Raw genomic sequence first — 20,448 nt, forward strand, 5'->3', positions numbered from 1 at the left:
CAATGAGTGTACAATCATCCGATACGCCCGACGAAGCCGCACCGACCGACGCGGGGAGCGATGCGACGACCTCGACGTCGAACCGAACGACGGTCGAGACGCCGATACGGACTCACCCGACGCTCCGGCCCACGACGATCTGGCTCGTCTCCGTGACGGTTCTGGGCGTCGGACTGATCGCGGCGATCCGGTCGGCCCCCGGAGTCCTCGGCGGTGCGGGGGCCGCGACCGTCGCGATGCGGGCGGTGGCGCTTCTGACCGGGCTTGGGGTCCTGCGCTTCCTCGCTCGGCTCTACGTGCTCAGACAGACCGAGTACGTCGTCGACGAGGACACCATCACTCGCCAGTACGAACTGTTCTTCCGGACGTGGCAGCGCACGGTCCCTGTCTCTAAGGTCCGGAGCCACGAACTCCGCCAGAGCAGGGTCCAGAAGCTGCTGGGGTACGGTACCATCTCGATGAATCAGGGACTCGGCGCGATCGAACTGGAGAACGTCACGAGCCCCCACGCGCTGTACGACAGCGTCAGCACGCTGGTCGAGCGATGAATCGGGACGAGGCCCCCGACCACGACTCGCCCGAGTCCCGTCGTCGCGGCGTCCTCGCGGCGCTCGGCTCGCTGGCGGTGTCGGGCTGTCTCCGGCTGACCGCGACCGGCGACGGGACGACTACCGCGTCCGAGACGCAGGGCGGCACCACGAACGACCGAGTGCCGGACACCGAGATCACCGAGAACCCGGCGACCACCACCGAGACGACCTCCGACTGGGACGTCGAGTTAGCGCCTCAGTGGAGTCGCCACCTCGGCCCGGGCGAACACGTCCTCGACGGCGACACGCTGTACGTCGCCGACCGCGACCAGACCACCGACCTCGGCCTGCTCGCGCTGGACGTCGCGGACGGCTCGCGGCGCTGGACCGTCTCGTCCCCGTACCGGACGCGATCGCTCGCACTGGCCGACGACGGAACCCTCTACGCCGGCGTGGGACAACTCACCGAAACCGACGGGTCGCTGTACGCCGTCGACGCCGAATCGGGGTCGGCCGAGGTCGTCTTCGACGCCGACCAGTCGCCGACGCGGGGCTCGCCGCTGATCGGGTCCGACTTCGTGGTGTTCGGAACGACGTTCCACGAAGACGGCGAGGACAAGCTCTACGGCCTCTCTCGGGACGGCCACGATGTCCGGTGGTCGGCGAGCGTCGAGGACGGCAGCTACACCGGCGGCGTCCTCGCCGACGGCACGGCCTACGTCGGCGGATTCGACTACCGGTTCGGAGCGCTCGATCCCGCGACCGGCCAGTGGGCGTGGCGCGAGGACTGGCAACTCGCCCCCGACACCGACCCGGTTGTCAAGGACGGGTCGTTGTTGTTCGTTGACGCCGACCGTGGGCTCGAACTGCTCGACCCCGCGACCGGCGAGGAGGTGTGGCGTCACGCGGTCGAGCGGGAGACGAACGTCCTCTCGCACGTCTCGGGGCCGGTGTTCGACGGCGACGTCGCCTTCTTCACGGTCGGTCCGAACGTCCACGCGGCCGGAATCGGCGGCGACGAACTGTGGTCGGTCGAACTCCCCAATCCGGTACGGTACTCGCCCGCCGTCGTCGGGGACGTGGTCTGGGTCGCCACGCAGGACACCGACGTTCTCCACGGCCTCGACGTCGAGACCGGCGAGACGGTGTTCCGAACGCAACTCCCCGCCAACACTGAGCGGACCGCGGCCGCGGGCGACCGCCTGTTCGCGTTCCTCGACGACCGCGTGCTGGCGTTCACCGTGACTCGACCGTGAACGCCTCGACGCCCGCGTCGTGTTCGACGTAGAGGCGGTCGCCCGAGCCGGCAAGCCACTGCCCGCGCCCGTCGAGTTGCGTCTCGAACCTCGCCTGCTCGCGGGTCGGCTCGACCGCGAGCAGTCGCTCGTCGACCGTGAGAATCCAGACGTGGCCCGCGTGGAACGCCGGCGGGGTCGTGACGTACGTCTCCTCGCCGCCGGTGTCGAGTACCTTCCGTCCGTTCGAGCCGTCGCGTCCGACCGCGTAGAGGCCGTCCCAGCCGCCGACGTACAGCGTCTCGTCTACCAGCGTCGGCGCCGTATGGATCTTCTCGTTCTCGAACGACCACTGTTCTAGCCCGCTGGCGACGTCGAGCGCCCGGAGACCGCCGTGTGTCGTGAGGTAGGCGACGCCGTCGACCACTAGCGGGCTCCCGGAGACCCCCCAGTCGGTCGTCATACCGACCGAGCCGTCGTCGAGCGAGTAGGTCGCGAAGTTGTTGAGATAGCCGACGAGTACCGTCCCCTCGGTCACCGAGACGCCGCCAACTGCGTCGGTGGCGAACTGGCTTGCGGTCCACCGCTCGTCGAGGCCCCGACGAGCGAGCGCGAACAGCGTCGGCCCCTCGCGCTCGGAAGTGGTGTTGGAGTAGCCCGCGAACACCGTCTCGTCGGTGACCCCGAACAGGTCGACCGTGCGTGCCACCTCGGTCTGGTTCTCGACATCACCGTCCGGACTCAGAGTGGCGACGGTCCCCGACTCCGTCGTCTCTTCGTCTTCGTCTACGCCGCCCGAGACGACGACGCCCTCGTCGGTCGCCGCGACCGAGTGAATCTGGAAGTCGGTCGCTTCGGTCCACAGTTCGTCGCCCGATTCGGGGTCGAGCGCGGTCACGCTATCGCTCCGGCCGACGTAGAGCGCGTCGTCACCGAACGTGGTGGCCGCCGGCCGTTTTCTCCACAGCCACCCCGAATCGAGCGTGAGTGATTCCGGTCCCGACTCGGTCGTCGAGGCGCCTTCCGGCGCGTCGTCGTCGGTAGTCGATCCGGCCGTCGCCGCGCCGTCGGCCGTCTCGGTCCTCGTTTCCTCGGTGGCGGTCAGCCTGAGACAGCCCCCGAGCGCCGACAGTCCGGTCACCGCGAGCAGACGCCTCCGACGCATTTTCGCGGGGGTTTCGGCCGTCAGAAATTATATCTACTGGTTCCCGAAACCCCGGGCCGAGCGGTCGGACCGCCGGAACCAGACGCGGGCGCTACGCGAAACCGATCTCGTCTCTCGTCGTCACCTCGCCGAACAGGAAGTCGGCGTGGTCGACCGCGTACTCCCTGTGGGCCTCCTCGATGTACCCCACCGCGTCCTCGACCAGCACGGGGCGGTAGTCCCGGAGCCCGGCGCTCCCGGCGGTGTGGAGCACGCAGACGTTCGCGAGCGTCCCGCAGATGACCAGATCGTCGATCCCGTGGGCGTCGAGATACCCCTCGAGGTCGGTCCGGTAGAAGGCGTCGTAGGTGTGTTTGTCGACGACGTGGTCGTCCTCGCGCACGTCGAGGTCGTCGTGGAACTCGGCGTCCCAGGTGTCTTCGAGGACGTGTTCGCCCCATCGCTCGAACTCGTCGTAGTAGTGGTTCCCGTCGAACTGCTCGGGCGGGTGGACGTCGCGGGTGTAGACGACCGACGCGCCCGCCTCGCGGGCGGTCGCGACCACCTCGGTCACGGCCGCGAGCGCCTCCTCGCTCGCGGGCGCGTGGAGGCTTCCGTCGGGGTGACAGAAGCCGTTCTGCATGTCGACCACGACCACTGCGGTGGAGTCGGGTTCCAGACGCATACGCGACCCTACGAAAACGGCGGCAAAAAGCGCTTTCCCGGTGTCGGAGGCCCGAGCCTTCCCGAACTTTTTAGCGGAGTAGCCCCATGTGAGAGTTACAACTGATGCGATCAAGCTTGGCAATCGCCGTCGCGCTCATGCTCGTCCTCGCGGGGTGCTCGCAGGCGCCCGGCGGGGCGACGACCACGGCGGCGGACACGACACAGCCCGAGTCCGGGGTGGAGACGACGACCGTCGACACCGAGTCGGCGGTCGTCGCGCCCGACGACCCCGATACCGACGTGCTCGGATGGGAAGACGGACGGTGGTACAACGAGACGATAAACGTCACGCCGTCCGACGGCCTCAACGACACGGAACTCGACGCCGTCGTCTCCCGGTCGATGGCTCGCGTCGAGCGGATCCGCGGGCTCGAGTTCGACGAGCGGGTGCCCGTCGAGATACAGACCCGCGAGGAGTTTCGGGCCGAGCAACGCCGCGGCTCCGGCTCGGAGAAGCGCCGGACGTTCGACAACGCGAAGTTCGAGGCCCTGTTCATGATCAACGAGTCGACCGACTCGCTCGCGATTCAGCGGCGCAACTCGGGCTCGTCGGTCGGCGGCTACTACAGCCCGACCGACGAGGAGATCGTGGTCATCTCCGACAACGTCTCGACGCCCCAACTCGACGAGATCACCCTCTCGCAAGAGCTGTTCCACGCGCTTCAGGACCAGCAGTTCGACATCTCCTCGTACAATCAGTCGACCCGCGAACTCCACAACGCCAACGACGGGCTCATCGAGGGCGACGGCAACTACGTCGACTACCTCTACGAACAGCGGTGTCGCGACGAGTGGGACGGCGACTGCCTGTTCCCGCAGTCCCCGCCCGGTGGCGGCGCCGAACTCGCCAACATCGGTCCGTACCTGCTCCGATTCCAGCCGTACAGCGACGGGCCGGCGTTCGTTCGCGGCGTCCAGCGTCGGGGCGGCTGGACGGCGGTCAACGACCTCTACGAGAACCCGCCCGCGAGCACCGAGCAGGTCATCCACCCCGACAAGTACGGCGACGACGAGCCGGCGGCCTTCGCCATCGAGGACGCGTCCGACGACGACTGGAGTCGACTGAGGCTCGACGGGCGCCCCGACTACGCCAGCGTCGGCGAGGCCGGGCTGTTCTCGATGTTCATGTACCCCGTCTACGCCTCGGAGGGCCAGACACAGATCGTCCCGGCCCAGTCGTTCTTCAACCGAGGAGAAGACGGTGAGATCGACCAGTTCGACCCGTACGACTACAACAGCACCTACTCGGACGGCTGGGACGGCGACAAGCTCGCGGTCTACACCAGCGAGTCCGCCGCCGAGAACGAGACCGGCTACGTCTGGAAGACGGTCTGGGACTCCGGGGACGACGCCGCGGAGTTCGTCGAGGGCTACCGCCAGGTCCTCCGGGCGAACAACGCCACCGCGGTCGACGGCCGCACGAACACCTGGCGCATCGAGGGCGAGTTCGCCGACGCCTTCCACGTCGACCGGGACGGCGAGACGGTCGTCGTCACCAACGCCCCGACCGTGGCGGACCTCGGCGACGTTCGGGAGGGCGCGGCGCCCGAGCAGTGACCCGCGGCTGAGCGGCGCTCGCGACCGACGCGCCGTCTCGCCCGCAAGCGAGACCTTTTTCGCTCCGGCGGCGGTACCCCCGGACATGCACACTGTCCGGAGGCGGTGGCGATGAGCGGCCGGTTCGACGCGATCCCGGAGGCGGCCGTCCGCGACGGGACCGCCACCGACGCGTACTTCCTGCGAACCGAGGAGACGCTCGAACGGGCCGACCGCAATCCGACAGTCGTCGCCGAGATCACGCGCGATCAGTTCCCGACCGGGGAGTTCGACCTGCTCGCGGGCGTGAAAGACGCCGCGCGACTGCTCGAAGACCTCCCGGTCGACGTCGACGCGATCAGGGAGGGACGGCTGTTCGACGGCGGGCCCGTGTTGCGGATCGAGGGCGAGTACCTCGATTTCGCGCGGTACGAGACCTCTTTGCTCGGATTCCTCTCTCACCAGAGCGCCATCGCCACCGCGGCGCTGGAGGCCTGCCGAGCCGCGCCCGACGCGTCGGTCCTGAGCTTCGGCGCGCGCCACGTCCACCCCTCGCTGGCGGGCGTGGTCGAGCGCGGCGCACTGCTCGGGGGCCTCGACGGCTTCTCGCACGTCGCGGCGGGCGAACTGCTCGGCCGGGAGGCCGGCGGCACCATGCCCCACGCGCTGGTCATCGCCTTCGGCGATCAGGAGACCGCGTGGGAGGCGTTCGACGACGCGGTCGCGCCCGAGGTCCCCCGGATCGCGATCGCCGACACCTTCTCCGACGAGAAAGACGAGTCGCTCCGGGCGGCCGCGACTCTCGGGGACGCGCTCGACGGCGTCAGACTCGACACCACCGGCTCGCGGCGCGGGGACTTTCGTCACATCGTCCGGGAGGTCCGGTGGGAGCTCGACGCTCGGGGCCGCGAGGACGTCGACATCTTCGTCAGCGGCGGGCTCGGGCCGACCGAGCTCCGCGAGCTCCGCGATCTGGTCGACGGGTTCGGCGTCGGCGGCTACGTCAGCAACGCCGATCCGCTGGACTTCGCGCTCGACATCGTCGAACTGGACGGCGAGCCCGTCTCGAAGCGCGGGAAGCTCTCGGGAGTCAAGCAGGCGTTCCGGACGCCCGACGGCGGTCATCACGTCGGGCTCGCCGATCGCGCCGATCCCGAGGGCGGCGACCCGTTGCTCGAACCCCTGATCCGGGACGGCGAAATCGTCCGGGAGTTCGACCTCGATGCGGCGACCGAGCGCGCACGCGAGGACGCAGACGCAGTCGGATTCCGCGAACAGGCGTAGCGGTGGAGTCGCGGAGCGGTCGCGGTGCGGTGGAGTCGCGGAGCGGTCGCGGTGCGGTGCCGTTGCTGTCTAGTTAGTCGTTGTACCGCGAGCGAACGCAGTGAGCGAGCGGACCAAGCGAGGACCGGAGGGACGAGCGCCGTGTTTTTGATCGAGCTTTTGCAAGGGCGGCGCGTTTATGCGCCGCCCACAGCAAAAGGTCGTGTTAGACCTCTTCGATCGTGCCTTCGGGCTCGCGCTCGCGGAACACCTGACCGTCGAACAGCGTCACCATCACGTCGTCGTCCTCCCACGCCCCCTTCGGGAGATTGGCCTTTCGGCACGTTCGGTCGAGATACTCGAAGACGCTCCAGTCGTTCTCGCAGGGGAGCATCGGATACATCCACGCCTGCTTGCCCCGCCCTTCGATCGCGACGCCGTGGGTGCCGAGTTCGATGTCCTCGACGGGGTCGTCGGTCAGAGTCGTATCGGTGACGATGCAGACCGAGATCTCGAGATTGGGGAGTTCCGGTGCCTCGACCTCCGAGCCACAGGAGTTGTCGCTGGCGGCGCTGATAGCCGAGTCGACGATGAGGTGGCCGAGCTGGTCAGTTCCCTCGTAGGCGCCGTCACAGCCGCGAAGCCGGCCGCGCCCCCGGGTCGACGCGAGCCGGACGAAGACGCCGGTGCGGGCGTAGAACGCTTCGCGCATGCTACCGGGCTGTTCGCGCTGACCGTTGATGACGTAGGATTCGACGGATTCGCGAGCGAGTTCAACGGCGCGTGTGCCATCCTCGTAGGAAAGGGTGACTGCCTGGGCCTGTGCCATACAGAACACTATATGGCGGGCGATGACTTCAAGTCTTCCCTTCAATACTAAAGACGGTAATGTTCGACTACCTTTTAGGTGGCAACGCTTGACACCGAGTAACGGGACGTTAGACGAGGCCTACCGGTCGTCGCACCGAACTGCTTAAACGGGGTCGGGCGCTACGTTCGAACGGCAGAGGGAGCCGAGTTCCCGCGGCGACGCCGGCGATTCGGGTCGCCGTGAGGAAAGTCCCCCCACCGTCCGGGCGGGCGACCGGGCGCAAGCCCGGAGCGGGAGACCGCTGGCTCTGGAACAGAAACGAGACCACTCCACCCGACCGATGAGGTGCGCGAACCCCGAGGCAACGAGGGGGAGCTAACCCACCGAGGGACGCGATGTCGCGCGAGCCGTGTTGGCTCGTCGGCACGCCGACGGTGGAGAACGGATGGAACGGCGAATCCTCGCCGGTGCAAGTCCGCGCCGCTTGGTAGCCCGGACGCTGGCGCGGACGCTCAGCCGAATACTCGGACGAACAGAAGGGGGCTTACTCCCCTCAGCCGACTTCGAATCGACCAGCGGCGGCGCTGGCTACCCGAACACGACGGCGAGGACGATCAGCGCCGCCGCCACCTCGACTGCCAGCAGCGTCACCGCGGCCCCGATTTTCAGTGCGGTCGTCTCCGTCCCCCGGTCGAAGGTGCTCATCCCGTTTTCGACTCGGACGCCGTCCCCCATAAGTCGGACACAAAGTTGGGAACCGTTTCCGATTCCGGCCGTTACGTAACGCAATGAACGCTCTAGAACGGTTCTACGTCCTCGGAAATCCCTAATTAAATCGGGACGAACACAGTATCGACCCAGTATTAGCAACTGAGTGCGGACGAGTTATTAACAAGTACCACTTTGAGCGTCGAATATAGCAGGAGATTTAATAACGGACGGGCGACTACTTTCGGACGATGACCGACGATGCAGACGGGCGGATCACCCTCTCGGTCCCCGAGATGGACTGTGCTTCCTGTGCGGGGAAAGTCACCGCCAGCGTCGAGCGCCTCGACGGCGTCCGTGCGATCGACGCCGCGCCGACCACCGGGACGGTCACGGTGCGCTACGACGCCGGTCGGACCGACGCCGAAGCCGTTCGCGAGCGCGTGCGTGCGGCGGGGTACGCGGTCGGGTCAGACGCCGGCCGGGAGGGAACGCTCCGGCTCTCGGTCCCCGAGATGGACTGTGCCTCCTGTGCGGGGAAAGTCGGGGACGCGCTCGACCGGGCGGGGGTCGCCCACGAGACGTACCCGGCGACGGGCGAGGTCGTCGTCTCCGGCGACCCCGACCGCGAGGCCGTGGTCGACGCGATCGAGAGCGCGGGCTACGCGGTCGCGGACGCGACCGACGACGCCGCCGGCCCGCAGGTCGCCGACTCGACCGCGGTCTGGACGAGTCCGCGCGGGCTCAAGACGGCGGTCGGGGCGGTGTTACTGATCGCGGGGATGGCGCTCGAGTTTCTCCTCGAGGGCGCGAACCCGCTCCTGTTCGAGGCGGTCGGCCGGGAGTTTCACGCCTCGGCGGTCCTGTTGCTCGGGGCCGCCGGGATCGCCGGCCAGCCGATCGTCCGGGGCGGCTACTACTCCGCGCGGAACCTGAGCCTCGACATCGACCTGCTGATGGGCGTGGGCGTCCTCAGCGCGGTCGCGGTCGGCCTCTACGTAGAGGCCGCCACCTTGGCGGTCCTGTTCAGCGTGGCCGAACTCCTCGAAGCGTACTCGATGGATCGGGCCCGCGATTCGGTCCGGGAGTTGATGGACCTCTCGCCCGACACCGCCACCGTCCGACGCCGGGGCGGCGAGGAGACCGTCCCCGTCGAGGAGGTCGCGGTCGGCGAGACGGTTCTCGTCAGACCCGGCGAGAAGATCCCGGTCGACGGCGAGGTGACCGACGGGACGAGCGCGGTGAATCAGGCCCCGATCACCGGCGAGAGCGTCCCGGTCGACAAGACGCCCGGCGCCGACGTGTACGCCGGCACGGTCAACGAGGAGGGGTACCTCGAGATCGAAGCCACCGCCGAGGCCGACGAGACCACCCTCTCGCGGGTGGTCGAACTGGTCGGCGACGCCCAGCGCGAGCGCACCGACAGCGAGCAGTTCATCGAGCGGTTCGCGCGCTACTACACGCCGATCATCGTCGCCGGGGCGCTCGTGACCGCGTTCGGTCCGCCCGCGTTCGGCGAGCCGTTCCGGCCGTGGTTCGTCCGCGGGCTGACCCTGCTGGTGGTCGCCTGCCCCTGTGCGTTCGTCATCTCGACGCCGGTCTCGGTGGTGTCGGGCGTCACCAGCGCGGCGCGCAACGGCGTGCTCGTGAAGGGCGGCCCGCACCTCGAATCGATGGGCTCGGTCGAGGCGGTCGCGTTCGACAAGACGGGCACTCTCACCGAGGGGAACCTCGCGGTGACCGACGTGGTGGGGCTCAACGGCGCCGACGAGGCCGACGTGCTGGCCCGTGCCCACGACCTCGAACGCCGGAGCGAACACCCCCTGTCGGAAGCGATCGTCGACGAGGCCCACCGTCGGGCGGACCCACACGACGGGGCCGACGGCGACCGGTCGGTCGAGAACTTCGAGAGCCTGACCGGCAAGGGCGTCCGCGCCGACCTCGACGGAGTGACCCACTACGCCGGCAAGCCCGCGCTGTTCGCGGAGCTCGGCTTCGATCTGGAGCACGTCCACCTCTCGACCGACGGCGGTGAGAACCGCCTCGCGTCCCGGACGTCGAAGTGCGAGGACCGCGAGGACTGCCTCGACCTGCTCGCGGACGTCGTCCCGCGATTCCAGCGCGAGGGCAAGACGGTCGTGCTCGTCGGCACCGAAGACGAACTGGAAGGCGTCGTCGCCATCGCCGACGAGGTCCGCGAGGAGGCCGCGACCGCGATCGAGCGCCTCCGAGAGCGCGGGGTGACCTGCGTCATGCTCACCGGCGACAACGAGGGGACGGCCCGCGCGGTCGCCGAGCGCGTCGGCGTCGACGAGTACCGCGCGGAGCTCCTCCCCGAGGAGAAGGTCGCGGCCGTCGAGGAACTCACCGAGAGCCGGGGCGCCACCGCGATGGTCGGCGACGGCGTCAACGACGCGCCCGCGATGGCCGCCGCGACCGTCGGGGTGGCGATGGGGGCGGCCGGCACCGACGCCGCCATCGAGACCGCCGACATCGCCCTGCTCGGCGACGACCTGCTCGCGGTGCCGTACCTCTATCGCCTCTCGCGGGCCGCCACCGGCGTGATCCGCCAGAACATCTGGGCGAGTCTCGCGGTCAAGGCGGTGCTGGCCGCGGGCGCGCCGCTCGGGCTGGTGTCGGTCGCGGCCGCCATCGTGGTCGGCGACATGGGGATGAGTCTGGCGGTGACGGGCAACGCGATGCGGCTCGCGCGCGTCGAACCCGAGGAGTAGCCGCCGGTCGCGCTCGCCGGGAATTGCTTTCTCAGTCGTTCAGCGCCGGGTGGTCGGTTCGGATCTCGTCGATCAGCTCTCGTACGTCCTCGTTGGCCTCGCCGTCGGGCGCGACCGGCCGCCGGCCGTCGAACGTCTCGTGGACCTCCGCGACGCTCTCGGAGAGGGTGTCGAGCCCGTAGCCGCCTTCGAGCACGAACCCGAGCGCGGCGCCGATCTCGTCGGCGAGGTCACGCACGCGTGCGGTCAGCATCCCGTACCCGTCGGTCGAGACCCGCATCCGGGAGATCGGATCGTGGCGGTGGGCGTCGAACCCCGCGCTCACCAACACGAGTCCGGGGTCGAACTCCCGGAGAGCGGGTGCGACCACCTCGTCGACGGCGTCGCGGTACTCGGGGTCGCCGGCACCCGCCGGGAGCGGGACGTTGAGCGTCGTGCCTTCGCCCGCGTCCGTTCCGGATTCGCCGACCTCGCCCGTCCCCGGATACAGTCCCTCTTCGTGGACCGAGGCGTAGAACACGTCGCCGACGTCGTAGAAGATGTCCTGGGTCCCGTTGCCGTGGTGGACGTCCCAGTCGAAGATGGCGACCCGCGAGACGCTCCGCGAGTCGATGACGTGGCGGGCCGCGACCGCCGCGTTGTTGAAAAAGCAAAACCCCATCGCGTCGTCGCCGACCGCGTGGTGGCCCGGCGGCCGGCCGATCGAGAACGGCGTCTCGCGGCCGTCGACGCCGTCGAGCGCCGTCTCGGCAGACCACTGGGCGAGCCCCGCCGACCGGAGCGCGGCCTCCCACGTCGCCTCCACGGCGACGGTGTCGGGGTCCCAGTTGCCGCCGCCGGACTCGCAGAACTCCCGGAACTCCGCGACGTAGTCGGGGTCGTGGACGGCTTCCACCGCGGCGCGGGACGCGGGGTCGGCCTCGACGTACTCGACGCCGTGTTTGCGAGCCAGCAGCTCCCGTATCGCACGCAGACGGTCGGGGGTTTCGGGGTGTCGCCCGCCCGTGTCGTGGGCGAGACACGCCTCGCTGTAGCCGAACTTCATTCGAAGAGCTTGAAGTACGTCTCGATGTCCTCGGCCTTAACAGTTCGCCGGTCGGCGTGACGCGCGAGGGTCGCGGCCGCCGTGGCGACGTTGTCGGCGTAGTCTTCGAGGATGTCCGCCAGCGCGATCCGGGCGTCCATCGCGACCCGGTAGTCGTCGCCGATGTCGAGCCGCGCGATCCGGTCGACGGGCGCGACCGGGAGTTCGAGCTCGTCCTTGTCGACGACCTGCTCGACGCCGAAGTCGCCGCTCATCAGCGTCTTGCGGCCGTCGTCGTTCGCGCGCTCGGCGGCGTCGGCCGCCAGCTCGGCGCCGTGGCGCTGGATGCGTCGGGCCAGTTCCTCGGCGGCGTCGGCGCTGACTCGGAGGTCCCCCGCGTTCCGTCGAATGATAGCATCGACCGGTGCAAACGGCAGCTCGACGCTCATACCCGAATCCGGGTATCTCGCGCCCTTAGTTCTTTCCGTCGCGTCTTTCGAGGTCCCTGCCGGCGTCTCTCGGCCCACCGGCGTGCGCGGTCAGAACACGTCCTCGGCGTCGAGCCGCCCGTCCCGGAGCTCGCCGCGCGCGGTGAGCTTCTGCCCGAGGGTCACGTCGGTGTTCGCGTCGACGCTCACCGTCTCTTCGCCGTCGTCGAGGATGATCGGGTCGCCGGCCTGCACGACGGTGCCGGTGAACTCGACGACCTCGCCGCTCTCCTCGGCGGTCGCCGCCGCGTTCGAGCCGCCGTCCGCCGCCGACTCCGCCCCGTCGCCGTCCGCGAAGTCGTCGAGTCCGGGGCCGTCGCCGCCGGTCGCGCCCGCGTCGGCTGGACTCCCATCGTCACCGGGCTCGGCCTCGCTGAAGACGGTCACGGTCGACTGCCAGCCCGCCGAGCCCTCGATGTCGTCCTCCCAGCCGTCCTGAATCTCGATGTCCGCGAGCTGGACCTCGTCGCCGGGCGCGATCTCTTCGTCTGCTTTCTCGCCCCAGAGCGCGACCCGGAGGTCCCCGGTGTCGTCCTGCACGCGGATGTTACGGACCTGCCCCTCCGAGCCGTCGTCGCGGTCGAAGGTTCGCTTGGGATCGGCCGACCGAACCACGCCCGCGATGTCGACCTCGTCGCCGATCTCGAGGTCGGCGATGTCGGCGGTCTCGGGGACGTACTCGACGTCTTCGTCGATCTGTTCGACGGCGCCCCGGTCGCCGACGTGGAGTTCGAGGCTCCCGTCGCGCTCGCGGACGTAGCCGTCGACGACCTCGACGGAGGTCCCGGCGTCGAGCTCCGCGGCGCGGTCGGCCCGATCGTCCCAGAGGGTGACCCGGACCCGGCCGGTCTCGTCGCCGACCTTCAGGTTCGAGACGCGACCCTCCGAGCCGTCGTCGCGATCGAAGGTCCGGATGGCGTCGGTGTCGAGCACCTTCGCCCGGAGGTTCACGTCCGAGAGCCCGAGCGAGAGGTCCTCGATCCGGTAGGTGTCCTGGACTTGAACGTCGATGTCGGCGTCGTCGTCGGCCTCGGCCTGATTCACGTTGACTTCGACGCCGTTGTACCCCTCCTTGGGTCGGCCCGCGATACGGAGCGTCTCGCCCACTTCGAGTTCGTCCTCGCCGGCGTCGGCCTGCTTGTCCCAGAACGTGATGCGGACCGACCCGGTCTCGTCGGCGACTTCGACGTTCAGCACGCGGCCATCCTCCTGATCGCCGTCGCGCTCGAAGCTTCGAACGTCGCCGATGCCGACGACCTTCGCGACGAACTTCACCTCCTCCATGCCGGGCTCGATGTCCGCGACGCTGTCGACCTCCCCGCCCTCCTCGTCGAGCTCGTGAGCGATGAGCATCGCCGCCGTCTCCTCGTCGGCCAGCCCGCCCATCTGTGCCACCTTCTCCTCGACCGCCTCGCGGAACTCCTCCAGAGAGATATCTGCGTCGAGGTCGGCGTGAACGTCCTCTATCGCGCCCATAATCGTATTAGCGAGCAGGGCTGGCCCGCGCTTAAGCATTGTCCTTGGCGCGGACGCCGCTCCGTCTCGGTCTCGTCGGGCGATTTTTCGGACGGCGGTTTCCGTCGTTCGCGGGCCCGTTCGGGCCCGCCCGCGGTCGGCTCTCGGGGGGTCACGCGCCGAACTGGTCGCCCCTCTCGGTATAAATCTTAGCTCGGGTCGGCGGACGCGACGGCGCTCGTCTCGCCGAGCGCCTCGTGGGTGACCGTCACGCTCGCCGGTAGGCCGCCGTCGAAGGCGAACGACGCCTCGTAGTCGATCTCCGAGACGCAGTCGGCACACGCCTCCGCGTCGTCGCGCCGGACGCTCTCGACGGTCACGGCGAGCGAGTCGGCGTCGGGATCGTAGTCCGCGCCGGCCAGCCGCGCGACGTGACACGCGTCGGCGCCCGGAACGGTCCCGGTGACCTCGACTGTCCCCTCCTCGGCGTCGAAGCCGACGGTCGCGTCGTTCGCCGCCGTTCCGCAGTCGGCGTCGGTCATCTCGAACGACTCCTCGGCCAGCGTCGGCGCGCCCCCGCCTCCACCGCTTCCCTCCTCCGGTACTCCGTATCGGTCGAGACACCCGCCGAGCGACGCGGCGGCGAGGGACGCGCCGGCCCCGGCGAGCAGTTCGCGTCGGTCCATACGGACGACCACGATCTAGTCTTTCATAGTCTTGATGTTTGGAAAAATAGGTCTTTGAGTCTCCCGTGCCTACGTCTCTCACTGGGCGCCCAGACCGTAACCCCTATTAGTTGAACCGGCCAACGTAGAGTTGAGTCCTGATAGGGTAGTGGACTATCCTCTTGGCTTGCGGAGCCAGGGACCGGAGTTCAAATCTCCGTCAGGACGCTCACTACGTTTTCGACCTGACGTGGTTCGCGCTCGCGACGCTCGCGTGAACCCCCGTCGGGACGTTTTCACAGAGTAAGCACGCGAGGGCCTTCTGTGAATCTCACAAATTGCGGAGTGAAAACGTCACCACGGAGATTTGAGCAGACGAGTCGCACGCCCGGAAGCACAACGGAGTGAGCATCCCGGACCGTCTCGGCCAGTTCAAATCTCCGTCAGGACGCTCACTACGTTCTCGACCTGACGTGGTTCGCGCTCGCGACGCTCGCGTGAACCCCCGTCGGGACGTTTTTCGCGCGACGCATCGACGACGAGCACAGCGACTCGTCCGAGTCCCGAAGCCATTTGCTCGCCGACGTCGTACTGCTCGTGCATGGACGACCACCTCCGGGCGGGCATCGCCGTCTACAACGCGGGGGAGCACCACGCCGCCCACGACGCGTGGGAGGACCACTGGCTCGGCCTCGACGCCGGCACCGACGACGAGCGGTTCCTCCACGGACTCATTCAGTTCACCGCCGCGGTCCACCACGCCCACGGCGCGAACTGGGTGGGCGTGCAGGGGCTCGCCGAGAGCGCGGCGGCGTACCTCGCCGACCTCCCGGCCGACTACCGCGGGGTGAACGTCGCCGCGGTCCGGCGGTGCCTCCGAACGCTCGCCGCCGATCCGGAACACGTCGAGCGCGCCGCCCCGCCGCGCTTGCGCGCGGACGGACTGGCCCTGGTGCCCGAGGACCTGGAGTTCGACGCCGCCGCGATCGCGGCCGTGGCCCTCGCCGAGGAGCACGGCTACGACGAGGCCGTCATCGAGCGCGGCGTCGACTACGCCCGCGAGGACCTCGCCGATGGGCAGGCCAATAGCTCGTTCGTCACGTTCGTGATGGACTTCGCGCGCGACGCCGCCAATCGGGGGATCGTCTTTCGGCGACTGCGCCAGCACGTCGCCGAGCGACGCCGCCGCGAGACCGACGTCGAGGGACTGTTCGAGTGACCGATCGACCCCGTCGCGCCGCCGGGTAATCGACCCGTTTCGGTCTACCGACCCCGGTTAGCGCCGGAGCGTCACGTTCGTGCTACCGCAGTCCGGACAACTGGTCATCCGGCCCAGCGACGGCGACTCCACGTTCTCCCAGTCGTCGCCGTCCGACGCCGCTTCGAAGCCGCAGTTCGTGCACCGCGATACCGACTGCTGTCCGTCCGTCTGTGACATACGATCTCGTACGACAAGCACTTCAATAGGTGTTTGGGTCGCCGTCGCACGCCCCGTGGGGCCGCCGTCTCCCCGGAGTGGGCTACTCGTCGACCTCGGCGTCGGCGAACTCCGCGGAGTTGTCCTGCGGGTCGTAGCCGAGCACGTCTTTCGCGCGCTCGATCGAGTAGTACTTCCGGTCGTTGTCCGAGATGCCGTAGACGATCTCGTAATCGTAGTCGGCTTCGAGACATCGGTCGAAGAGATGTGCACAGTCTCGGTGAGAGAGCCACATCGCCTGCCCGCGCTCGTAGTCACGCGGCGGATGGTCCTTGGTGAGATTGCCGATCCGGACGCAGACGACGCTCAGGTCGTGGTGGTCGTGGTAGTAACGCCCGAGCACCTCGCCGCTGGCCTTGCTCACGCCGTAGAGGTTGCTCGGTCGGGGGAGTTCGGTCCCGTCGAGTCGGAACTCGTCGCTGGGGCGGTACATTTCCGGGGTGCGCTCGTCGGTCTCGAACGCGCCGACCGCGTGGTTCGAGGAGGCGAACGCGAACTTCTCGACGCCGGCGTCGACCGCCGCCTTCAGCACCGTCCGGGTGCCGTCGATGTTGTTCGCCAGCACGCTGTCCCACGGCGCCTCGGGGCGGGGATCGCCCGCCAGATGCACGACGGCGCCGACGCCCTCGACCGCCTCGCGGACCGCCTCCTCGTCGGTGATGTCGGCGACGACGAACTCGTGGTCGACGTCGCGGGTCGGCGGGTCCCGATCGAGCAGTCGCCAGTCGTACTTCCCAGACAGCTCCGAGAGGATGGCCTGCCCGACGCGGCCCTCCGCGCCCGTAAGCAGGACTGGGTCGTCCATTCAGGTCGAGAGACGAAGGGCCGCGATAAGTAAGGTACGATTCGGGGCGGTCAGTCTCCGGCCCCGGCTCCTCGGGAGTCACCCGAGCCGCGGGCGGACTTTCCGCCGTGCGAGCATCGTCGCGAACGCGAGCGCGACGAGTCCGACGTAGGCGTACCAGGCCGCGAGCAGTCGGTCGCCCCCGACCAACTGCTGGAGGCCGTTGTACTCGGCCGCGACGCCAAGCGCGGACAGCGCGACCGTCATCCCGCCGTACAACACGAGCGCGAGCAGTTCCGATCCGATCTCGGTGAGGATTCCGTACATTCGCTTCGAGCGATGGGCCTGACGGCTATCGTCTTTTCGCCTCGGTCGAATGTAGCAAGTCTTTTCGGCTTCCTCGCCGGACTTCGTCGCTATGGGACGATACGGCGATCTGGAGTACGAACGGTTGGCCAAACGCGGCTTCCTGCTGAGTCTGGCGCTCCTCGCGGTCGGTGCCGGCGGCGAACTGACCGCCGCGACGATGCACGCCTCGCTCCCGGCGTGGGAACAGACGCTTCTGTTCGACATGGAGGTCGTCGGCACGCTCGGTATCCTGCTGTGTCCGCTGGTGTTCGGCGTGGTGTTGCCCCTAACCGAGTAACGACCGAAGAAACCCCAACCGCGCGGCTCAGGCGAGTCGCGCGAACGCCAGATTCCCGCTGATGTTCTTGATGTAGATCTGGACCACGTCGCCCTCCTGAGTGCCGGGCACGAAGATGGTGTAGTTGCCCTTCTCGGCGACGCCGTCGCCCTTCCGGCCGGTGCCGGTGATCTTGACCTCGTAGGTGGCACCCTCCTCGACGGCGTCCCGGCTCTGGGTCTGGCTCGACGTCGAGCGCTTGGTGACCGGCCGGAACGCCCCGCAGGCGTCACATCGAAGCATCAGGTTGCGGTTCTCGCGGACGAGCCGGGTGTCGGGAAGCCCACACTCCGAGCAGAGGACGAACTCCTCGATGTAGCTCTCGATGGCGGCGTCGAAGTCCCCGCCCGAGAAGGTCCCGTTGTAGCGGGCGCGGCCCTCTTCGAGCTTCCCGTTGGTCCCGAGCTCGCGCTGGAGCGTGCTGTGGACGTGCTCGGGATCGCGGCCGAGCGCGTCGGCGATGTCGCTCAAGTTGGTGAGTCGGGTGAACGCGCCGTCCTTCTGGGCCTCGGCGTCCGGATAGCTGAACCGGTCGGTCTGGCCTTCGAAGTCCGGGGTCGCGTCCATCGCGCGGTCGAGGCTGGCTGTGTAGTCCATACGGTCGAGAGGCGGTCGACACGGATAGGTATTCCGTGTTCCGTGGGCGTCTGGGCCCCGGTCCGTCGACATCCCGGGGCTACGCTCGGTCCGCCGACGAGCCGTCTTCACCGGCGTCGGACGACTCCTCGTCGACGTCGAGCAACTGGAGCGCTTGCCGAACGTGGAAGTCCTTCGGCTCGGCGTCGTCGGCGTCGAGCGCGTCCCGGAGGTGATCGATCGCCTCGTCTCTGGCGTCGCTGTCTTCCATCGCCGACCCAACGCCCCGCTGGCGTAAATACGTTGGCGCGACGGCGGACAGACCAGCCCGCGAAAGGGCAGGAACTTAGCGGTCGGGGCGCCCACTCTCGGCCATGGACCCAACCGACCGCGAGTCGGCCTGCTTCGAGGCGGGCATCAAGTTCGGCGCGCTCTACCACCAGTTCGCCGGGACGCCGGTCAGCCCCCGGAACGCGGCGAGCCTCGGGGCCGCCATCGAGGAGTCGATCGAGAACCAGCCGTTCTGCGAGGCGGTGACCGTCGAGATCCTGACCGACGAGCTCGAGGCCGAACTCGCCGACGCGCCCGCCGAGTACACCGAGCTCACGGGGCGGTTCATGGAGGTCGAGATCGTCGTCGACCGCGAGGGAGTCGGCGTCACCGCGCGGATGGAGATGGACGACGGCTACCCGCGGATGCGAGTCGACTCCGTCTCGGAGTGATCGACTACGACGGGCTGGGCGTCCGGACCGTCGAGAGGTAGGCGGTGATGTCGGTCGTGGTGACGATGCCCACGACGTTGTCCTCGTCGTCGACGACCGGGACGTGCTGGAACCCGTTGTCCACCATCAGGTCGGCGATCTCCCGGACCTCCGCGTTCGCCGTCGTAGTGGTCACGTCGGTCGTCATGTAGGTCGCGACTGTCGCGTCGCTCGCCCACCGCTGTTCGGCGGCGACGTGGACGAAGTCGGTCGCGGTGAGGATGCCTTCGAGGCGGCCGTCGTCGCTCGTGACGATGACCGAGCCGATGCCCTCGTCGAGCATCGTCTCGGCCGCGCGGTGGGCCGGCGTGTCCGGCGATACCGTCTTTACGGGCGAGGACATGAGCCGTCCGACGAAGATATCTTCCATACGGACCGGTTCTGGTCCGCGAAAGATAAGCATTGGCTTCGAGAGAGGTCACGCCGCCGGGCCGCCGTACGCCGGTCCGTCGACGCCGACGCCCCGGTCGACCCTCACCGGGTCGTCGTTTTCGGTTTCGGTCGAGACTCACCCGTCGCGTTGGTGGGTTTCACTTCCGGTTTCGGGCATGGTTTTAAACATGATGGGGCCGAAACCGAACGTATGAGCCAATCGACACTCGACGAGGACGAACTGTTCGGCGAGGCCGCGACCGAGGTCCGCGACGACGTCGAGTCGAGCCTCGCGGACGCGGCGGCCGCGCTCCCCGCGGCCGACGACGTCTGGGAACTCGACGCCGACAACACCCTCGGCGCGCTCAACGCCCTGAGTTCGTCGCTGGACGCCGGCGACGCCGAGGACCACCTCCGGGACGCCAAGAAGTGGTACACGATGGGCGAGCGCGCCGACGCCTTCGAGGACGCCGACGACCTCGAAGCCGAGATCGAGCGTCTGGAGACCGCCATCGACGACGTGGCCGACGCCAAGTCGCAGGTCGGCGAACTCACGAGCACGATCCCGGCGCTGAAGAACGCGCTCGAAGGGCTCGACGACGAGTCCGAGGCCACCGACGCCGACGACGCCGACGAGGACGCCGAACCCGCAGAAGCCTGAGCCCGAGCCTTCGGCCGTTACTTGTGGGGCGGTCGGCTCGCGTCGCGCGACTCGACCGCCTCCAGTAGCGCCGCCAGCGCCGCGCTCGCCAGTTCGAGCAGTTCGTCTCCCCGGTCGGCGTCGCCCGCGGTCGGGTCCCCGACCACGCCGTTGTCGGTGAACTCCGCCGAATCGAACGCGAGATTCGCGTAGCTGACCCACTCGCCCCAGCCGTCGGCGCCGCCCTCGCGGGCGGCCTCGATGCGGTCCTCTCGGACCAACTCGGGCGCGATCGCGCGCAACAGCGCGGTTTCGAGGGGTCCGCCGTGGCCCATCTCGTCGCTGTGATCCCCGACCGCTTCGAACCACGTAAACGGAACGGCGTAGGCGTCGTCCTCGCGAGCGATCGCGCCCGCGACCTCCCGGAGCGCGGAGACGTTGCCGCCGTGGCCGTTGACGAGCACGACCCGGTCCCAGCCGTGGTGGGCGAGGCTCGCGACCGTCTCGCGGACGTAGTTCCGGAAGGTGTCCTCGCTCACCCACAGCGTGCCGGTGAACTGGCGGTGCTCGGCCGCCACTCCGATCGGGATCGCCGGCGCGACGACCACCTCCCCGTCGTAGGCCGTCGCCCCCGCCTCCGCGACCGCCTCTGCGGTGTAGGCGTCGGTCCCGAGCGGGGCGTGGGGGCCGTGCTGTTCGGTACTGCCGACCGGGACCACCGCGAGGTCGGTCGCGGCGGCGTCGGCGTCGGTCCACGTCGCGTCCGAGAGGTGCATGTCCGGACGCAGGGCGACCGCGGACTTGTAGCTCCCGATATGGGGCCACACGGCTTATTC

General features: G+C 68.7%; 24 protein-coding genes, 1 tRNA gene and 1 other RNA gene. 11 read left to right on the forward strand and 15 right to left on the reverse strand.

Features of this window, described 5'->3' with window-relative positions; genetic code table 11:
* The first annotated feature begins 2 nt into the window (after positions 1-2).
* Both EPL04_RS01365 and EPL04_RS01370 read left to right on the forward strand, forming a co-directional pair.
* Positions 3-548, forward strand: coding sequence for a PH domain-containing protein (locus tag EPL04_RS01365; protein WP_134668711.1), 546 nt, complete (start codon positions 3-5; stop codon positions 546-548).
* Entirely contained in the window at positions 545-1,786 is a 1,242-nt protein-coding gene (locus EPL04_RS01370; RefSeq protein ID WP_134668713.1) for a PQQ-like beta-propeller repeat protein, read from the forward strand. The genes EPL04_RS01365 and EPL04_RS01370 overlap by 4 nt, the downstream gene beginning before the upstream one ends.
* Here EPL04_RS01370 and EPL04_RS01375 read toward each other — a convergent pair.
* Both EPL04_RS01375 and EPL04_RS01380 read right to left on the reverse strand, forming a co-directional pair.
* Complete coding sequence (locus tag EPL04_RS01375) at positions 1,767-2,930, reverse strand: outer membrane protein assembly factor BamB family protein (RefSeq protein ID WP_134668714.1); 1,164 nt, start codon at positions 2,928-2,930, stop codon at positions 1,767-1,769. The genes EPL04_RS01370 and EPL04_RS01375 overlap by 20 nt on opposite strands.
* A gap of 91 nt (positions 2,931-3,021) precedes the next feature.
* On the reverse strand, positions 3,022-3,594 hold the full coding sequence (locus EPL04_RS01380) for a cysteine hydrolase family protein (protein ID WP_134668716.1): 573 nt from the start codon (positions 3,592-3,594) through the stop codon (positions 3,022-3,024).
* Between the two features lie 104 nt (positions 3,595-3,698).
* Here EPL04_RS01380 and EPL04_RS01385 point away from each other — a divergent pair, with 104 nt between their 5' ends.
* The gene (locus EPL04_RS01385) at positions 3,699-5,192 is read left to right on the forward strand and encodes an Hvo_1808 family surface protein (protein ID WP_134668717.1); all 1,494 of its coding nucleotides are present in this window, start codon (positions 3,699-3,701) and stop codon (positions 5,190-5,192) included.
* 111 nt (positions 5,193-5,303) lie between these two features.
* Positions 5,304-6,455 carry a nicotinate phosphoribosyltransferase gene (locus tag EPL04_RS01390; protein ID WP_134668719.1) on the forward strand — a complete coding sequence of 384 codons (1,152 nt, stop codon included), beginning with the start codon at positions 5,304-5,306 and terminating at the stop codon, positions 6,453-6,455.
* A gap of 205 nt (positions 6,456-6,660) precedes the next feature.
* On the opposite strand, the gene EPL04_RS01395 is transcribed toward EPL04_RS01390, so the two are convergent.
* Positions 6,661-7,263: a TIGR00296 family protein gene (locus EPL04_RS01395; RefSeq protein ID WP_134668721.1), complete on the reverse strand. Its 603-nt coding sequence runs from the start codon at positions 7,261-7,263 to the stop codon at positions 6,661-6,663.
* Positions 7,264-7,436: 173 nt separating this feature from the next.
* Here EPL04_RS01395 and rnpB point away from each other — a divergent pair.
* Positions 7,437-7,804, forward strand: an RNA gene (gene rnpB, locus EPL04_RS01400) — RNase P RNA component.
* Positions 7,805-8,204: 400 nt separating this feature from the next.
* Positions 8,205-10,685: a heavy metal translocating P-type ATPase gene (locus EPL04_RS01405; RefSeq protein ID WP_134668723.1), complete on the forward strand. Its 2,481-nt coding sequence runs from the start codon at positions 8,205-8,207 to the stop codon at positions 10,683-10,685.
* A 31-nt stretch (positions 10,686-10,716) separates the two neighbouring features.
* Here the strand turns inward: EPL04_RS01405 and EPL04_RS01410 are convergent, their stop codons facing one another.
* The 4 genes from EPL04_RS01410 to EPL04_RS01425 all read right to left on the reverse strand — a co-directional run bounded on the left by EPL04_RS01410 (position 10,717) and on the right by EPL04_RS01425 (position 14,338).
* Entirely contained in the window at positions 10,717-11,730 is a 1,014-nt protein-coding gene (locus EPL04_RS01410; protein WP_134668725.1) for a histone deacetylase family protein, read from the reverse strand.
* On the reverse strand, positions 11,727-12,158 hold the full coding sequence (locus tag EPL04_RS19285) for a histone (RefSeq protein ID WP_134668727.1): 432 nt from the start codon (positions 12,156-12,158) through the stop codon (positions 11,727-11,729). The genes EPL04_RS01410 and EPL04_RS19285 overlap by 4 nt, the downstream gene beginning before the upstream one ends.
* Before the next feature lie 90 nt (positions 12,159-12,248).
* A complete protein-coding gene (locus EPL04_RS01420; protein WP_134668729.1) occupies positions 12,249-13,673 on the reverse strand; it encodes a single-stranded DNA binding protein in 1,425 nt (474 codons plus the stop codon).
* Positions 13,674-13,861: 188 nt separating this feature from the next.
* A complete protein-coding gene (locus EPL04_RS01425) occupies positions 13,862-14,338 on the reverse strand; it encodes a hypothetical protein (protein WP_134668730.1) in 477 nt (158 codons plus the stop codon).
* A gap of 134 nt (positions 14,339-14,472) precedes the next feature.
* On the opposite strand from EPL04_RS01425, the gene EPL04_RS01430 reads away from it, so the two are divergent.
* Positions 14,473-14,545, forward strand: a tRNA-Arg gene (locus EPL04_RS01430).
* 204 nt (positions 14,546-14,749) lie between these two features.
* Here the strand turns inward: EPL04_RS01430 and EPL04_RS18540 are convergent.
* Complete coding sequence (locus EPL04_RS18540) at positions 14,750-14,920, reverse strand: hypothetical protein (RefSeq protein WP_167599387.1); 171 nt, start codon at positions 14,918-14,920, stop codon at positions 14,750-14,752.
* On the opposite strand from EPL04_RS18540, the gene EPL04_RS01435 reads away from it, so the two are divergent.
* Positions 14,919-15,536 carry a DUF309 domain-containing protein gene (locus EPL04_RS01435; protein ID WP_134668732.1) on the forward strand — a complete coding sequence of 206 codons (618 nt, stop codon included), beginning with the start codon at positions 14,919-14,921 and terminating at the stop codon, positions 15,534-15,536. The two genes, EPL04_RS18540 and EPL04_RS01435, sit on opposite strands and share 2 nt — an antisense overlap.
* Before the next feature lie 57 nt (positions 15,537-15,593).
* On the opposite strand, the gene EPL04_RS18545 is transcribed toward EPL04_RS01435, so the two are convergent.
* The 3 genes from EPL04_RS18545 to EPL04_RS01445 form a co-directional block, all read right to left on the reverse strand.
* Positions 15,594-15,755, reverse strand: coding sequence for a hypothetical protein (locus EPL04_RS18545; RefSeq protein ID WP_167599388.1), 162 nt, complete (start codon positions 15,753-15,755; stop codon positions 15,594-15,596).
* Between the two features lie 82 nt (positions 15,756-15,837).
* Positions 15,838-16,599, reverse strand: a complete 762-nt coding sequence (gene azf, locus EPL04_RS01440) for an NAD-dependent glucose-6-phosphate dehydrogenase Azf (protein WP_134668734.1) — start codon at positions 16,597-16,599, stop codon at positions 15,838-15,840.
* Positions 16,600-16,677: 78 nt separating this feature from the next.
* Positions 16,678-16,905, reverse strand: a complete 228-nt coding sequence (locus EPL04_RS01445) for a hypothetical protein (protein WP_134668736.1) — start codon at positions 16,903-16,905, stop codon at positions 16,678-16,680.
* 91 nt (positions 16,906-16,996) lie between these two features.
* On the opposite strand from EPL04_RS01445, the gene EPL04_RS01450 reads away from it, so the two are divergent.
* The gene (locus EPL04_RS01450; RefSeq protein WP_134668737.1) at positions 16,997-17,224 is read left to right on the forward strand and encodes a DUF7860 family protein; all 228 of its coding nucleotides are present in this window, start codon (positions 16,997-16,999) and stop codon (positions 17,222-17,224) included.
* Positions 17,225-17,251: 27 nt separating this feature from the next.
* Here EPL04_RS01450 and EPL04_RS01455 read toward each other — a convergent pair whose 3' ends face one another.
* Together EPL04_RS01455 and EPL04_RS18550 are read right to left on the reverse strand one after the other, a co-directional pair.
* A complete protein-coding gene (locus tag EPL04_RS01455; RefSeq protein ID WP_134668739.1) occupies positions 17,252-17,860 on the reverse strand; it encodes a translation initiation factor IF-2 subunit beta in 609 nt (202 codons plus the stop codon).
* A 79-nt stretch (positions 17,861-17,939) separates the two neighbouring features.
* The gene (locus EPL04_RS18550) at positions 17,940-18,110 is read right to left on the reverse strand and encodes a hypothetical protein (protein ID WP_167599389.1); all 171 of its coding nucleotides are present in this window, start codon (positions 18,108-18,110) and stop codon (positions 17,940-17,942) included.
* Between the two features lie 103 nt (positions 18,111-18,213).
* On the opposite strand from EPL04_RS18550, the gene EPL04_RS01460 reads away from it, so the two are divergent.
* Positions 18,214-18,561 (forward strand): dihydroneopterin aldolase family protein, encoded by a 348-nt coding sequence (locus EPL04_RS01460; RefSeq protein ID WP_134668741.1) that lies wholly within the window; start codon positions 18,214-18,216, stop codon positions 18,559-18,561.
* Positions 18,562-18,565: 4 nt separating this feature from the next.
* On the opposite strand, the gene EPL04_RS01465 is transcribed toward EPL04_RS01460, so the two are convergent.
* Positions 18,566-18,970, reverse strand: coding sequence for a CBS domain-containing protein (locus EPL04_RS01465; protein ID WP_134668743.1), 405 nt, complete (start codon positions 18,968-18,970; stop codon positions 18,566-18,568).
* A gap of 213 nt (positions 18,971-19,183) precedes the next feature.
* Between EPL04_RS01465 and EPL04_RS01470 the strand changes: the two genes are divergently transcribed.
* The gene (locus EPL04_RS01470) at positions 19,184-19,633 is read left to right on the forward strand and encodes a DUF5790 family protein (protein WP_134668744.1); all 450 of its coding nucleotides are present in this window, start codon (positions 19,184-19,186) and stop codon (positions 19,631-19,633) included.
* Positions 19,634-19,650: 17 nt separating this feature from the next.
* Here the strand turns inward: EPL04_RS01470 and EPL04_RS01475 are convergent, their stop codons facing one another.
* On the reverse strand, positions 19,651-20,388 hold the full coding sequence (locus tag EPL04_RS01475; protein WP_134668746.1) for a creatininase family protein: 738 nt from the start codon (positions 20,386-20,388) through the stop codon (positions 19,651-19,653).
* Positions 20,389-20,448: the final 60 nt, after the last annotated feature.

Origin of the sequence: Halorussus marinus (assembly GCF_004521895.1) — an archaeon.
Classification (GTDB): Archaea; Halobacteriota; Halobacteria; order Halobacteriales; family Haladaptataceae; genus Halorussus; species Halorussus marinus.